10 protein-coding genes are annotated in these 15,925 nt (G+C 65.2%); 2 read left to right on the forward strand and 8 right to left on the reverse strand.

What is annotated here, in order from left to right; genetic code table 11:
* From A5788_RS00320 to A5788_RS00330, 3 genes are all read right to left on the reverse strand, one after another.
* Positions 1 to 1,148: DUF222 domain-containing protein (locus tag A5788_RS00320; RefSeq protein WP_156525409.1), on the reverse strand; the 1,148-nt coding region annotated here is incomplete at its 3' end.
* 190 nt (positions 1,149 to 1,338) lie between these two features.
* Complete coding sequence (locus A5788_RS00325) at positions 1,339 to 2,169, reverse strand: SDR family NAD(P)-dependent oxidoreductase (protein WP_064869983.1); 831 nt, start codon at positions 2,167 to 2,169, stop codon at positions 1,339 to 1,341.
* Between the two features lie 61 nt (positions 2,170 to 2,230).
* A complete protein-coding gene (locus A5788_RS00330; RefSeq protein WP_064869984.1) occupies positions 2,231 to 3,772 on the reverse strand; it encodes a flavin-containing monooxygenase in 1,542 nt (513 codons plus the stop codon).
* 103 nt (positions 3,773 to 3,875) lie between these two features.
* Between A5788_RS00330 and A5788_RS00335 the strand changes: the two genes are divergently transcribed.
* Positions 3,876 to 4,457, forward strand: coding sequence for a TetR/AcrR family transcriptional regulator (locus A5788_RS00335; RefSeq protein ID WP_064869970.1), 582 nt, complete (start codon positions 3,876 to 3,878; stop codon positions 4,455 to 4,457).
* 53 nt (positions 4,458 to 4,510) lie between these two features.
* On the opposite strand, the gene A5788_RS00340 is transcribed toward A5788_RS00335, so the two are convergent.
* The gene (locus tag A5788_RS00340; RefSeq protein ID WP_064869971.1) at positions 4,511 to 5,383 is read right to left on the reverse strand and encodes a LysR family transcriptional regulator; all 873 of its coding nucleotides are present in this window, start codon (positions 5,381 to 5,383) and stop codon (positions 4,511 to 4,513) included.
* Between the two features lie 107 nt (positions 5,384 to 5,490).
* Between A5788_RS00340 and A5788_RS00345 the strand changes: the two genes are divergently transcribed.
* Positions 5,491 to 5,865 carry a nuclear transport factor 2 family protein gene (locus A5788_RS00345; RefSeq protein WP_064869972.1) on the forward strand — a complete coding sequence of 125 codons (375 nt, stop codon included), beginning with the start codon at positions 5,491 to 5,493 and terminating at the stop codon, positions 5,863 to 5,865.
* Positions 5,866 to 5,976: 111 nt separating this feature from the next.
* On the opposite strand, the gene A5788_RS00350 is transcribed toward A5788_RS00345, so the two are convergent.
* The 4 genes from A5788_RS00350 to A5788_RS00365 form a co-directional block, all read right to left on the reverse strand.
* Complete coding sequence (locus tag A5788_RS00350) at positions 5,977 to 9,852, reverse strand: multifunctional oxoglutarate decarboxylase/oxoglutarate dehydrogenase thiamine pyrophosphate-binding subunit/dihydrolipoyllysine-residue succinyltransferase subunit (protein WP_064869973.1); 3,876 nt, start codon at positions 9,850 to 9,852, stop codon at positions 5,977 to 5,979.
* A 255-nt stretch (positions 9,853 to 10,107) separates the two neighbouring features.
* Complete coding sequence (locus A5788_RS00355; protein WP_197494521.1) at positions 10,108 to 14,013, reverse strand: ABC transporter ATP-binding protein; 3,906 nt, start codon at positions 14,011 to 14,013, stop codon at positions 10,108 to 10,110.
* The gene (locus tag A5788_RS00360; protein WP_064869974.1) at positions 14,010 to 14,750 is read right to left on the reverse strand and encodes a hypothetical protein; all 741 of its coding nucleotides are present in this window, start codon (positions 14,748 to 14,750) and stop codon (positions 14,010 to 14,012) included. The genes A5788_RS00355 and A5788_RS00360 overlap by 4 nt, the downstream gene beginning before the upstream one ends.
* The gene (locus tag A5788_RS00365) at positions 14,747 to 15,856 is read right to left on the reverse strand and encodes a glutathione S-transferase family protein (RefSeq protein WP_064869975.1); all 1,110 of its coding nucleotides are present in this window, start codon (positions 15,854 to 15,856) and stop codon (positions 14,747 to 14,749) included. The genes A5788_RS00360 and A5788_RS00365 overlap by 4 nt, the downstream gene beginning before the upstream one ends.
* Positions 15,857 to 15,925 lie beyond the last annotated feature (69 nt).

The following is a 15,925-nucleotide window of genomic DNA, read 5'->3' on the forward strand; positions in this document are numbered from 1 at the left end:
AGCGACGCGATCCGCTTCGACCGACCCAAATACAGCGGGATGCTGGTGTGCTCACCGAACACCGCCAAATACTGGCTGGCCCCGGTGGAGGCGGCCATCTCGATCACATCGCTGATCGGGAGGAGTGTTCCCGACGTGGTTTGTGCGATCCCTGCCTGCTCTTCGAGTTCGTGCAGGCTGGTGGTGACGATGACCTGGATCGGTAACCCGCGATGCGTGTTACCCAACATCCCTGACTCGAGTACCTGCCCGAGTAGTGCGGAGAAGGCGTCGTGGTTGCGTTGGGCGGGTGAGCGTTGATCACGCAGCGCCGCGGCCGCGACCTGCTCGGCATTCGCCATGGTGATCGGCCCGACCGGCGACCCCGGGTCGTCCGGGTTGTTCATGCCCGGTTTGGCCCACGCATCGAGCACCGTGTCGAGGCGGGCGCGGGCGATCGGATCGAGATCGGCGGTCAACCGCGACATCAACTGCGCGTTCTGTCGGTTCACCCACAGGCGACGTCGACGTTTACGATCCTTCGAGGTGGTCAGCGTCCCATCCGGATCGAGATGCGCCAACAACCGCGAACCGAGGTTGGTGATTTCAGCGGGCGTGAATTGGACCGCGTAGCCGGCCATCTGTGCTTCGGCGGCGGCTTTTGTCTCGGCCGACACCTCACTAGGGATCGCTTCGAGCACCTCCAACACCGCCCGGACGTGCGCGCCCGCGACGCGACCCTCGACCACGTAGCCGGCCAGGGTGGGGCATGCGGGTGGTAGGCGGTCGCCGCAGATCGTGGTGAACGATCCGGTCGCGGCGATCACCCGATGCCGCGCAGCCGGATCGCCAATATGCAGACCATGCCCCATGAAGTTGCGGATGTCGCGGAAACCCAGAGCGCGGGGCAGGTCGCGGTCGGAGGCTTCCACAATCAAGCGATCCGTCACCGCACCGGCAGTCCGCAACGCCAGGCGTTCGGCCTCCATAGTGGCTTCCACCAGAGCGTCATCGGATACCAGCGACACATCGACGGCAGCCAACTCATCCAACACCCCAGCGAGGCGTGACAGTTTCTCCGCCACCACCGCATCCGCAGAACCCACCGCAGCAGTAGCCAAAGCCGAAGGCGCACCACTGGCCCCAACGTCATTGCGATTGCTGTTCACGTGCCGCCACCCCCGCCCCACGTCATGTCGAATATGTGTTCTACACTACCCGACAATACGGACAACGGCGAGGAAATCTCGAACAATTTTTCGATCGTGTGGATACCGCTCGATCGGAGAGGAGCGCGTCGCCCAGTTCGTGCGGTCGACTACGTCGTCTATCGCACGAACTGAGCAATGACGACAGCGGTCAGCGGAACGAGGTGGTGACGCGCTTGGTCACGCCCGCCACGACGCCCTGATACTTCGAGGCGACGAGCCGCACCCAGGCGTCGAGCACGATGGCGTCGGCGCCGATGAGGACGCGCGCCTTGTTCTTCTTCACGCCCTTGATGATGGTGTCGGCAGCCGACGACGCCGAGGTGCGCGCGAGGTACTTGTCGAAGAACTGGGCGAAGTTCGCCTGGTCGTAATCGTCTGCGACCGTCGCGTTGCGAGCGATCGCGGTCTTGATGCCACCGGGATGCACGCACGTGACGCGTACGGGGTGCTTGGCGATCAGCATCTCCTGGTTGAGCGATTCGGTGAATCCGCGAACCGCGAATTTCGCCGAGTTGTAGGCCGCCTGGCCCGGCTCGGACAGCAGGCCGAACAGCGACGACGTGTTGACGATGTGGCCGTCGCCCGACGCGATGATGTGTGGCAGGAAGGCCTTCGTTCCGTTCACGACGCCCCAGAAGTCGACATCCATGACTCGCTCGATGTCTTTGAACTCTGTGCGCTCGATCTCGCCGTGGTGCGCGATGCCCGCGTTGTTGAAGACGACGTTGACCTTGCCGTAGTTGGCCATGACCGTGTCGGCGTAATCGAGAACCGCCTCACGCTCTGCGACGTTGAGCAGTTGCGCGTGGACCGGTGCGCCGGTCTCGGCGACGAGCTTTTCCGTCGTTGCGAGGCCGTCGGGGTTGACGTCGGAGATCGCCAGCTTGGCGCCCTGTTGGCCCAGCTTCACCGCCAGTTCGCGGCCCATGCCCGAGCCCGCACCGGTGACGACGACGACCTTGTCGCGAAAATTCTTCATGGTGTTCTCCTGTGTGTGTTGATGCGTGCGAGATCCGGCGTGCACGCGGATGAAGTCGAGATCAGGCGCGGGTGCTCGCGAGCACGGCCGGCGTGTCGGCCGCCGACGAATCGCGAGCTACGTCGTATGCAGCGAGGTCGAATCGTCGGGTTTGCTTGCGGAAGTTGAATGTGAAGCCCGGCCACAGTGTGGTGATGTTGCCGTTGTCGTCGGCGTACCAGGAGGCGCAGCCACCATTGACCCAGACGCTGTGACGCAGCGCGTGCTGAATACCGGAGTTGTACCCGCGCTGCGACTTCTCGTCGACGTCGACACGCGTGATTCCTTGTGCGCGAACGGTTTTGAGATAGTCGACGAGGTAGTTGAGCTGCGACTCGATCATGTACACCATCGAGGTGTGACCGAGGCCGGTCGCTGGCCCGACCATCAGCATCATGTTCGGGAAACCGTGGACGAACGACCCCTTGTAGCCCTGCATTCCGTTCTTGTCCCACGCCTGCGCGAGTGAGTGTCCCTCGGCGCCGACGATGCAGTCGAACACGGGCGAATCGGTGACGTGGAAGCCCGTCGCGACAATCAATACGTCGATCTCGCGTTCGGTGCCGTCCGCGGTCACGATGCCCGACGGTGTCACGCGTGCGATGGGGTCGGTGACGAGGTCGACGTTGGGTCGATCGAGTGCCGGGTACCAGGCGTTCGATCGCAGGATTCGCTTGCAGCCGACCTGGAAGCGGGGAGTGACCTTGTCGCGCAGCTTTCGGTCGCGGATTCCGCGTGCGATGTTGGCGCGGGCGACGATCTCGACGGGCTTGAGTGCCTTACGCGAGTGGGTAAGGCCGAAGGCGATGAACTCGTTGAATGCGTACACCCCCGCGCGGCTGGCGCTCTGCACGATGGGTGCGTTCTTGAACAGCCAGTGCTCGACGGGAGTGTACGGCCGCTCGGTACGCGGGACGATCCACGGCGCCGTGCGCTGGTAGACGTCGAGGTGGGCGACGCGCTTGGCCACCTCGGGGACGATCTGGATGGCCGACGCGCCGGTGCCGATCACGGCCACGCGCTTGCCCGAGAGCTCGACGTCGTCGTCCCAGCGTGCGGAGTGCATGACCGTGCCGCCGAACGATTCGATTCCGTCGATGTCGGGAAGGTTGGGTTCGCACAGCGGCCCGACCGCGCCGATGAGGTGCTGTGCCCGGTACGTCGTCACGGCAGCGGCGCTCGGATCGGTTCCGGCGGGCACGGTGTCGATCAGCCAGCGCTGTTGCGACTCGCTCCACGCGGCGCGGGTGACCTCGACACCGAACCTGGCCTTGTCGCGCACGCCGAAACGATCCGCGACGTCGTTGATGTAGCGGTGGATCTCCGGCTGGTGGGAGTACGAGCGCGACCATTCGGGATTGGGGGCGAACGAGTACGAGTACAGGTTCGACGCGACGTCGCACGCGGCGCCGGGGTAGGTGTTGTCGCGCCAGGTGCCGCCGAAATCGGGTCCGCGATCGAGGATGACGTAGTCGGTGAAGCCGTTCTGGCTCATCTTGATCGCCGCGCCGAGGCCGGAGAATCCGGCGCCGACGATGGCAACCTCAACATTGTGCGTTGTCATGCTCATGACACTAGGAGCCTATTGAACATTAGTCAATAGGCTATTGAGCACCGGTCAATAAGTCGCCTAGACTGTGTCTGTGACCCAGACGAAGCGCACGAGGATGAGCCCGGAGGCCCGACGCGACCAGCTCATCGCGCTCGGGCTGCAGATGGTGTCGGAGCGGCCTCTCGACGAGGTGTCCATCGACGCGATCGCCGAGGTCGCAGGCGTGTCGCGCGCGCTCCTGTTCCACTACTTCGCGTCGAAGCAAGAGTTCCATGTCGCCATCGCCAAGGCGCAGGGCGAGGAGATGCTGCGGCTGACGGCGCCCGATGAGACCCTCGACGATCCGCTGGCGATTCTGTCGAGCTCATTGTCGGCGTTTGTCGACTACGTCAGCGAGCATCGCAGCGCCTACACCGTATTCCTGCGCGGTGCGTCGAGCACCGACCCGGCGATGCGGGCCGTGATCGACGGCACCAGAGCGGTCATGGCCGAGCGCATCCTCGACCACGCGCCTGCCCTCGGTGTCGAGGTCACCCCGGCGGTTCGGCTGGCCACATTCGGGTGGATCGCCTTTGTGGAGGAAGTCACGATCGGTTGGCTGACCGACGAGGAGATCACCCGCGACCAGTTGCTCGCCATGATCTCCACGTCTCTGCCTGCGCTCGTCACGAGCCTCACCGATCTTCCGGCGCGCTGAGAGTCGACGGTCGCTGGGCCGGCAACTTCAGATATCGCGGATAGCTCAGCTCGTCACCCCGCGTGACGTCGCATCTCGCGGAGCAGCGCAGTGGTCGCCGGAGACGGTGGGTCACGCCAGATGATGCCGAGTGTTGATCTTGCGGCAGGGTCGGTGATCGGCAGACTGACGGTGTCTCGCCACGCAGCGGCGGTGCTTTCGCTGAGGACGGCGACGCCGAGTCCACGGGTGGTCAGCATGTGCGCAAGTGAGGGCGTTGCGACCTCCCAGCGCGGAACCCGCCCGCCTCGCTCCCGCGCCAGCAGGGCGTCGAGTGCCGTGCGAGCGCCGGTGCCGCGGGTGAGCGAGATGAGGTCGGCGTCGGCGATCTCATCGGCTCCGACATCGGTACGCGTCGCCCACGGATGATCTCGTGCGACGACGGCGTGCAGCGCGTCGTCGACGATGACGGAGGCGTGCACGTGCTGGGGCGGTTCTCCCGACCACGCGGCGATTGCGACGTCCAGTGTTCCGGAGTGGACGGCGTCTATGAGCGACGTCGAAATGTCTTCGCGGACAGAGATATCGACCCCCGGGTGATCGTGGTGCATCGCAGCGATGGCGTCGAAGATGGGCTGCCAGGTGAGGCCACTCACGGTGCCGACCCGCAGCGTTCCGGTGGTGAGGCCGCGCAGGTCGTCGGCCAGAGTCACCACGGCGTCGACTCTCTCGATGGCCGCGCGGATGGCCGGCAACACTCGCTCTCCATCGCTGGTCAACGTCACGTGTCGGGTGGTGCGCTGCAGCAGCGCGATGCCCAGCTCGTTCTCGAGCTTGCGGATCTGGGTGCTCACACCCGATTGGCTGATGTGCAGAGTCGACGCCGCAGCGGTGAACGATCCGGTGTCGACGACGGCGAGAAGATAGCGGAGCTGATGCAGTTCCATGACTCAGAATGATAAATGCCATACGAAGTAGATGTTGGACAGATTAATCGTTGGCGCGCAGTCTGGAGTTCGTACACCCGTTGACCAAAGCTTCGAAAGGGACAGAGATGACTGTGGACACGACTGCACAGGCCGACACGGCGAACACCAGGGCTGCGGTGACGACCTACTTCGACGCTTGGCACGCAGGCGATTTCGACCTGCTGCGTACTGTTCTCGCGCCCGACATCGACTTCGTCGGTGTGATGGGGACGGCACGCGGAATCGATGAGTGCATTGCCGGTCTCCGCGGGATGTCGGAGCACCTGATGCGCGATCTCGTCCTGCACGCGCGTGTCGTCGACGGTGCCGATGCGATCACATGGTTCGACCTGGTGACCGACGACGCGTCACTCCCGACAGCGAACTGGAGTCACGTCGAGAACGGCCTGATCACGCGGATTCGTGTGACATTCGATCCCCGTCCGCTCTCGGAGGGCTGACCGCGCGCAGTCCTTCCGCTGGGACCTATGTGAGTTTTCGACGTTGATCGAAAGACGAGCGAGGGCCGCACCCGAATCGGGTGCGGCCCTCGCTCGTTGCTATTCGACGCCTCAGGCAAAGGCCTCGTCGAGGATCTCCTGCTGCTCGACGGCATGCACCTTCGACGAGCCGGAGCTCGGTGCCGACATCGGGCGACGCGAGATGCGGCGCAACCCCTTGAGGAGGTTCGGCAGCATCTCGGGCAGCCACAGTCCGAGGAACGGCCACGGCCCCTGGTTGGCGGGCTCGTCCTGGACCCACACGAAATCGTCGGCGTTCGGATACTTCTCGAGCGTCTCCTGCAGACGACGATGCGGCACGGGGTAGAGCTGCTCCACGCGCACCACGGCGATGTCGTCGCGGCTCTCCTTGTCCCGACGGGCGGCGATCTCGTAGTAGATCTTGCCGCTCACCAGTAGGACACGCTTGACCTTGCTGCGATCACCGCTGTCCTTCAAGAACTTCGGATCGTCGATCACCGAGCGGAACTTGTCGTCGGTGAAGTCCTCCACGGGGCTGACCGCAGCCTTGTTGCGGAGCATCGACTTGGGCGTGAACACGATCAGCGGACGGCTGATCCCGTCGAGCACGTGCCGACGCAGCAGGTGGAAGTAGCTCGCGGGCGTCGACGGCTGAGCGACAGTCATCGAACCCTCGGCGCACAACTGCAGGAACCGCTCGATACGTCCCGAGGTGTGGTCGGGGCCCTGTCCCTCGTGACCGTGCGGCAGCAGCAGCACGACGTCGGAGCGCTGACCCCACTTGGCCTCGCCGGAGCTGATGAACTCGTCGATCACCGACTGTGCGCCGTTGACGAAGTCGCCGAACTGCGCTTCCCACAGCACGAGTGCGTCGGGGTTGCCCACCGAGTAGCCGTACTCGAAACCGACAACCGCGAACTCCGAGAGCGGCGAGTCGTAGACCATGAAGCGGCCTTCGGAATCGGCGTCGCCGTCGAGCGGTGCGAGGTGATTGAGCGGTGTGTACTCGGAGCCGTTCTCCCGGTCGATGAGGACCGAGTGTCGCTGGCTGAACGTGCCGCGTCGCGAGTCCTGACCGGACAGGCGGACGGTACGTCCCTCGAGCACGAGCGAACCGAAAGCCAGCAACTCGGCGAACGCCCAGTCGACGTGGCCGTCGCGGCTCATCTCATGACGACGCTTGAGCACCGGCTTGACGCGCGGATGCGGCGTGAAGCCGTCCGGTGTGTCGTAGAACGCGTCGCCGATGCGCTCGAGAACCGTCTTGTCGACGGCGGTGACGAGCTTCTGCGGCAGAGGCTGATCGTCCTCGACGGACTCACTGGGCTCGGGAGTGAACTTCTCGAGTTCCTTGACCTCGTTGAAGACACGTTCGAGCTGACCCTGGTAGTCGCGAAGGGCGTCCTCGGCCTCCTTGGTCGAGATGTCGCCACGACCGATCAGAGCCTCGGTGTAGGACTTGCGCACACCACGCTTGGTGTCGATGACGTCGTACATCGCAGGCTGGGTCATCGACGGGTCGTCGCCCTCGTTGTGTCCGCGACGGCGGAAGCAGACGAGGTCGATGACGACATCCTTGTGGAAGATCTCGCGGTAGTCAACGGCCAGCTTGGCCACCCACACGCACGCCTCGGGGTCGTCGCCGTTGACGTGGAAGATCGGGGCACCGATCATCTTCGCGACGTCGGTGCAGTATTCGCTCGACCGCGAGTGCTCGGGCGCCGTGGTGAAGCCGACCTGGTTGTTGACCACGATGTGCACGGTGCCGCCGGTGCGGTAACCCGGAAGCATCGCGAGGTTGAGCGTCTCGGGGACGACTCCCTGGCCTGCGAATGCGGCGTCGCCGTGCAGCATGAGCGGCAGGATGGAGAACTCGCGCTCTTCAGGCAGAAGATCCTGCTTCGCGCGGACGAGGCCCTCCAACACCGGGTCGACGGCCTCGAGGTGGCTCGGGTTGGCGGTGAGCGAGACGTTGATCTCGTTCTCGCCGAACATCTGGTAGTACTTGCCCTCGGCGCCGAGGTGGTACTTCACGTCGCCGGAACCGTGGGCCTGCGACGGATTCAGATTGCCCTCGAACTCGGTGAAGATCTTCGAGTAGGGCTTGCCGACGATGTTGGCCAACACGTTGAGGCGGCCGCGGTGCGGCATTCCGATGACGACCTCGTCGAGCGAGTACTCGGCGCTCTGGTCGATCACGGCATCCATCATGGGGATGACCGACTCCGCACCCTCGAGTGAGAAGCGCTTCTGCCCAACATATTTCGTCTGCAGGAAGGTCTCGAATGCCTCGGCGGCGTTGAGCTTGGAGAGAATGTACTTCTGCTCGGCGACCGGCGGCTTGACGTGCTTGATCTCCACGCGTTCCTGAACCCAGCGCTGCTGCTCGGGCTCGAGGATGTGGGTGTACTCGACGCCGACGTGGCGGCAGTACGCATCGCGCAGAATCGACAGGACGTCGCGCAGCTTCATCGTGTCCTGGCCGTGGAAGCCACCGACCTTGAAGGTGCGGTCGAGGTCCCACAGCGTCAGGCCGTAGGTCAGGATGTCGAGATCCGGATGCGACGTCCGCGCATAGCTGTCCATCATGAGCGGATCGGTGTCGGCCATCAGATGGCCACGGTTGCGGTAGGCCGCGATCAGTTCGAGCACCCGGGCGTTCTTGTCGACGACTCCCGCAGGGATGTCGCGACGCCAGCGGATCGGCTCGTAGGGGATGTGGAACGCCGTGAACAGCTCATCGTAGAACGCGTCGTCGAGCAGCAGTTCGTGAATCTTGCGCAGGAAGTCGCCCGATTCGGCGCCCTGGATGATCCGGTGATCGTAGGTGGAGGTCAGCGTCATCAGCTTGCCGACGCCGAGCTCGGCGATCTGCTCGTCGCTGGCACCCTGGAACTCTGCCGGGTACTCCATCGCTCCGGCGCCGACGATCGCACCCTGGTTCTTCATCAAGCGCGGCACGGAGTGCACGGTGCCGATGGTGCCCGGGTTGGTCAGCGAGATGGTCACGCCCGCAAAGTCTTCCGCGGTGAGCTTGCCGTCACGGGCACGGCGCACGATGTCCTGGTACGCGGCGTAGAACTCGGCGAAACCCATGGTCTCGCAGTTCTTGATGGCGGCGACGACGAGCGAGCGGTTGCCGTCCTTGCCGACGAGGTCGATCGCCAGTCCGAGGTTGGTGTGCGCAGGGGTGACCACATTCGGCTTGCCGTCGATCTCGGCGAAGTGGCGGTTCATGTTCGGGAACGCCTTGATCGCCTGGACGATCGCATAGCCGAGGATGTGGGTGAAGCTGATCTTGCCGCCGCGGGTGCGGGCCAGATGATTGTTGACGACGATGCGGTTGTCGATCATCAGCTTGGCCGGGATCGCACGAACCGAGGTCGCGGTCGGGATCTGTAGCGACGCCGTCATGTTCTTGGCGACTGCGGCCGACGCGCCGCGAAGCACCTTCTCGGTGTCCTCGGCGGGTGCTGCGTCCGCAGTTGCCGACGCAGCCTTGGCCGACGCGGGCGCCTTCTGCGAACGCGAAGATCCGTCGCGGCTCGCAACGCTATGACCCGACGCGGCCTTGGTGGCGGTCGATTCGCGGGCGTGGGAGTTGGTGGTGGCCGGACGCGGGGTCGGCTCCTGGTCGAGAGTGACCTGTCGAGGTGCGGGCTTGCCGTTGGACGAGGCGCTGCCATTGCTGCTCGCAAGTGCGGGCTTCTTCGGGGCTGCCGTGTTCGACGCACCGTTGCTGTGTGCGGTTCCCGACCCGTTGCCCGACGCCGTGTTCTTCGCAGGCGCTGTCTTGGTCGATGCGGTCTTGGTCGCCGCGGTTGTGGACTTGGCCGCAGACGATGCCCCCGCAGACGAAGCTGAGGTGCCGTTGGACGAGCCGTCGTCGCCGGGCTTGTAGTCCTTCAGCAGATCGTGCCAACTCGGGTCGACCGAGTTCGGGTCTTTTTTGAATTGCTGGTACATTTCGTCGACCAGCCACGTGTTTTGTCCGAAATCTGATATCGAACTGCTCACAGCGGTATCTCGCCTCAATTCCCTCTGGTGTCGGGTCGCTCGCTCGCGTCGTGGAGTCCCTTGTGGAGACCGAGTCCCTTGTGAAGACTACGACGCACCACCTGCTCATGCTACGCGCGCGACGTTGCGCCCCGCGTACCGACCGCGCCGACGTCACACCTGGTTGCGGCCCCGACCCGCAACCCTGGTGAGCAACGTCGATCGTCAGACGCGATCGTCGCCGTGAGCAGGCTCGATACCGTCGACGTCCGGATCGACACCTGCATCCCAGAACGCGCGGTACCTTCCACCCAACGACAGCAACTCGTCGTGTGTTCCCAACTCGACGACCCGCCCGTTGTCGACGACGGCGATCCGATCGGCGCGCGCCGCGGTCGCGAGGCGGTGGGCGACGATCACCGAGGTGCGTCGACGTGTGACGGTTTCGCCCGCCGCGAGCACCAGCGCTTCGGTCGCTTGGTCGAGTGTCGCGGTCGCTTCGTCGAGAAGCAGGAGGTCGGGATCGACGAGTTCGGCCCGCGCGAGCGCGATGAGTTGACGTTGGCCCGACGACAATCCGCCGCCGCGTTCGCCGACCTGGTGGCGCATCCCACCGTCGAGTCCGGTGATGACATCGGTGGCGCCGACAGCGAGTGCAGCGGCCGCGATCTGTGTCCGGTCGGCGTCGGGTCGGCCGTAGGCGATGTTCTCGGCGACGCTCCCGGTGAACAGGTGCGGTTCCTGGGGTACGAGGCCGATCCGATGTCGGTAGTCGAGCAGTCCGAAGTCGCGGATGTCGGTTCCATCGATGCGGACCTCGCCGCTGGTGGGGTCGTAAAAGCGGGCGAGCAGTTTGACGACCGTCGACTTGCCCGCCCCTGTGCGTCCCACGAGCGCCAGTGATGAGCCTGCCGGGATGGTCAGTTCGACGTCGCGCAGGGCGTCGGCGTGAGCGCCGGTGTACCGGAACCCGACGTCGTCGAGTTCGATGTCGCCGTCGAAACCGTTGGCGGGCACCGGTATCCGATCCTCGCGTGATTCGAGGGAGCTGCGTGTGCGGAGGAGGTCCGCGATGCGTCGAAGCCCCACGACTGCCTGCTGATAGCCGTCGAAGACCTGCGAGAGCTGCTGCACCGGACCGAAGAGCAATGCGAGATAGAGGATGAAGGCGACGAGTGTGCCCGCCTGCATCGTTCCGGTCGAGATGCGATGTGCGCCGACGGCGATCGCCACGGCCGCCGCGACGTCGGACATCAGCGTGATGAACGGGAAGTACACGGAGATGGCCCGTTGTGAACGCATTCGTGCGCGCACCCATTCGACGGTGCGATCGGTGAAGCGGGTCATGGCGATGTCGCTGTTGCGGTAGGTCTGTGTGGTTCTGATCCCCGCGATGTTCTCTTGGAAGTCGGCGTTGACGACGCTCACCAGTTCCCGCGAGCGCGTGTACGCGTCGGCGGCAACCCGTCGGAACGCGATGGTCGCGGCGATCAAGATCGGAAAGACGGGCAGGATGATCAGCCCGAGTTCGATATCGGTGAGCAGCAGCGCGACGGTGACGCCGACGAGTGTCAGCACGGCGACGATCGCCGAGGTCAGGCCCGTCTGCAGGAACGTCGACAACGCGTCGACGTCGGTGGTCATCCGCGTCATGATGCGGCCGGACAGTTCGCGCTCGTAGTAGTCGAGACCCAGTCGCTGCAGGTGCGCGTAGCTGCGCACCCGGAGGCCGAACAGGACGCGCTCGCCTGCGCGTGTCGATGTCAACGTCATCGCGGCGCCGACGATCCAGCCGAGCGCGACCAGTCCCACACCGAAGGCCGCGACCTCCCATATGCGCGCTTCGTCCGCGCGGCCCGCAGCGTCGAGGACCGCGCGGGCCAACGACGGAAAGGCGAGTCCGATGAGCGTGTCCAGCGAGATACAGACGATCGCGGTGATCAGCAGGAGGCGTACCGGCGAGAGGATGCCCCAGAGGCTGAACTCTCGGTTCTCGCGACGCACCGACGCGGTGTCGACCCGGGGATCCTCATCGGCTGGTGGCAGGGCGTCGACGGCCTGGAGCAACGCGGGCGTCGCCTGCATCGAACCGAGTGCGCTCGCCACACCGCCCCCGCGACCACTCGGTCCGCGACCGGGTGGTGCGGCGATGCGCGACATCGTCGACGCCGCGCTGTCGTCTGCGGGCGGCGCTCCCGGATCGACGGGCGGCCACAGCCGGGTCATGAGTGAGTCATCCACCACCACAGGTGCCGCCACCCGAGGAGCAGTGTCGTGCAGCGCGGCCCGTGCAGTGTACGCCTCGGGGACCACGCCGGTCATCAGAGCTCGGAAGCGCGGACTGCGGGCATCGAGTTCGGCGACGGTACCGATGTCGGTGATCCGCCCGTCGTCGAGCACGGCCACACGGTCGGCGAGCATCAGCGTCGACCGGCGATGCGCGAGGACGAGCATCGTCGGCCGTGTATCGCCGCCGCTGCGCAGGTCACGCAGGATGCGCGATTCGGTCGCGGCGTCGACGGCAGATGTCGCGTCGTCGAGCACGAGCACACGCGGGTCGGCATACAGTGCGCGGGCGAGCGCGATGCGTTGTCGTTGGCCGCCCGAGAGGGTCAGGCCCCGCTCGCCGACGATGGTGTCGAATCCGTCGGGCAGTGCCGAGATGAACTCGAGCGCGTCGGCGCGGGCCGCGGCGTCGACCAGGCGTGGATGTGGCGAGCCGTCCGGCAGTGTGCGTGCATCCGCGGGAACGCCGAGTGCGATGTTGGCGGCGATGGTGTCGGAGTAGAGGAACGGTTCGTCGAAGACGACGGCGACCGCGGAATGCAGACTCTCGGGGGAGAGCGTGGCGACATCGTGGGTGCCATCGGTCGAGACCAGTGACACCGTACCGGCGGTCGGGGAGAGGTAGCGGCTGGTCAGTTCCGCGATGGTCGACTTCCCGGAGCCGGGTGGTCCCACGATCGCGACGCACTCGCCGGGAGCGATGTCGAGGTCGATCTCGTGCAGGACGGACTTGTCGCCGAATGCGAAGTCGACGTCGTCGAAGCGAAGTCCGAGAGCGCCGTCGGGCAGTGTGCCGGTCTGTCGGTCGCCGGGGTCGGTGGGTTCGTCGATGACGTCGTAGACACGGTCGACGGCCGCGCGGGCCAACTGGCCACTGACCACGACGTTGGTCAGCAGGCGTGCCAGTGACGTCATCGTGGCGACGTAGGTCGCGAATGCGAGGAAGGTGCCCGCGGTGATGGTGCCGCGCAACGTCAGCCACCCGCCGAGAGCGATGACCGCGACCATGCCCAACTGGGGTATCGCCGCCATCGTCGGGGCAAAGCGCGCGTTGATCTTGGCCGCGCGCAGGCGTTTTGAATAGAGGTCGCGCGCGAGGCCGACGAGTTCGTCGACGGCGCGCGACTCCTGACCGAATCCCTTGACCACCCGCACGCCGGTCACGGTCTCCTCGACGTGCTGTGCGACGTTGGCCGCGGATTGCTGCGCCGACCAGGTGGCGGCGAAAAGCTTTCTGCGCGTGGTGAAGACGACGATTCCGACGACGGGGATGATGCTCAACGCGACGACCGTCAGCAGCGGCGACAGATAGGCCATGATCCCGATCGCGATCACCACCTGGACCGCGGCACCCGCCGACAACGGGACCACGGCCAGCAGTCCCTGCACGATCTGCAGGTCCGAAATCGACCGCGAGACAACCTGTCCCGTGCTGATGCGTGACTGAGCGGCGCCGTCGAGATGCAGCAGCGTGTGCATCAGGCGCAGCCGCAACGCATTCTGCACGCTGATCGACAGTTGTCCCGCGGTGAGCCTGCGCCCGAACTGACAGGCGTAACGCACGACCGCCAACGCGAGCAGCGCCGCGACGATCACCGAGATCGTCGCACCGCCGCGTTGCGCTCCGGTCGCGTGATCGATCGCAGCCTTGGCCAGCAGGGGCGCGACGAGGTCGACGGCAACGGCAACCAGGGTCACCGCAAGAGTGACGACCACCAATCTGCGATGTCGCCAGCATTCAGTGGAGAGTCGACGAATCCAGCCGGTGTGCTGCGCGGGAGTCGGATTGTTGGTGGGTAGGGCATCTCGGATCGGGGCCGGGCTGTCCGTGAGGGAGCCGGTCACCGATCCCCGGCGGGCAGGCCGGGTTCGGTGACGACGCTCCCGTCGACGACATCGCCATGCCACGACTTCGGCGCCGGACCGAACGCCTCGCGTGCGTTGACGACGACGCGGCGTCCGAGTGCGCGGTTTCCGGCACCGCCGACAACGGCTCCGATACCTGCAGGCATCAGCTTGCCGAAGATGAGCGGCGCGCGCTTGATCGCATACTTCTTGACGATCTTGTTCATCAAAGTGGTGTTCAGTTTCCCGAGGCCACCACCGGGGATGGCTGCGGTTCCGAGTCGACGCAGTGCGCCACCTCGGGTGCCGATGAGGCGGCCGAGCGCTGCGACGCCCTCCTCACCGAGAGCCACCGCCAGGACGAGCGTCTTTCGTCGTTCGGACTGCTCGACGCCGATGCCGTGTACTTCGGCGACGGCCAGTGCGAACAACGCTGAGGCTTCGAGGAACAGGGCGGTCTCGCCCGTCATCGCGGTCAGCGCCGTCATGGTGCCGACCCCGGGGATCGCCGCGGTTGCGCCGACCGCGCTACCCGTACCCATGACGGTCCGCAGGAACTGCTTCTCCAGCCTCCGGATGATCTGCTCCGGCGACTCGTCTGGATGCGCCTTACGCAGCGCGTCCACGTACTTCTTGACCGCCGGAGCCTGGAGGCGCTGGGCCTTGTCGAGCAGGCCCCCGGTCACCTCGACCGCCTTCGCGGGAGGCTTCTGTTCGGTTCGTTTGGCTTCGGTCATGGCAGTGGTACCCAATCCTGTTCTGGCACGACCTCATTCGGTCGCGGTGGGGGTGGTGGCGTTCCGTCTCCGAAGGGGCTGCCCCCGAGCTCGTCGCGATGGTGAGGAGTGAGCCAATTCCTCAGGTCCGGGCCGTCGGGCACGATCCCGGTGGGATTGATGTCGCGGTGGACCAGGTAGTAGTGCTGCTTGATCTGTGTGAAGTCGACGGTGTCGCCGAAACCCGGAGTCTGGAAGAGGTCGCGCGCGTACGCCCACAACACCGGCATCTCCGACAGTTTGCTCCGATTGCACTTGAAATGCCCGTGATACACCGGATCGAATCGCGCAAGCGTCGTGAAAAGCCGGACGTCTGCCTCGGTGATGGTGTCGCCCACCAGGTAACGCTGAGATGCCAGGCGTTCGGTCAGTTCGTCGAGTTTGGTGAAGAGCCTGTCGTAGGCCTTGTCGTACGCGTCCTGACTGCCGGCGAATCCGCAGCGGTACACGCCGTTGTTGACCTCGGTGTAGACACCCTTGCTGACGGATTCGATCTCGTCGCGTAGGTGCTCGGGGTAGAGGTCGGGCGCCCCCTCGCGGTGATAGTCGGACCACTCGACCTCGAAGTCGACGGTGATCTGCTTGAAGTCGTTGGTCACGACCTCACCGCTGGGGACGTCGACGATCGCCGGGACGGTGATGCCCTTCGGATAACCGGGGAACCGCTTCTCGTACGCATCCTTGAGACGTGGAATCTTCAGGACAGGGTCGACGCCGCCGGGGTCGAGGTCGAACGTCCACGAGTCCTTGTCATGAGTGGGACCGCACAGTCCCAACGAGATCGCATCCTCGAGACCGAGGAGTCGTCGAACGATCAGCGTGCGGTTGGCCCACGGGCACGCGCGCGCCGCCACAAGTCGATACCGGCCTGCCTCGACCGGATAGCCGTCGCGACCATCGCGCGTGATGCGGGTCTCGATGTACTGCGTGTCGCGGACGAACTCCTGTCCGCTGGTGACATAGGACGCCTGCGTGCCTGACTGGGCTTGTTTGCCTGACTGGGCTTCTTTGCCTGACTGGGCTTGTGTGCCTGACTCGGCTTGTGTGCCTGACTTGGCGGGGCTCATGACTCCACAGTAGTGATCGCCACCGACGGTTGGCACCCGTTATTCGGCGCGGTATATTCCACCCGGAAT

The sequence above is a fragment of the Gordonia sp. 852002-50816_SCH5313054-c genome (genome assembly GCF_001665925.1).
GTDB lineage: Bacteria > Actinomycetota > Actinomycetes > Mycobacteriales > Mycobacteriaceae > Gordonia > Gordonia jacobaea.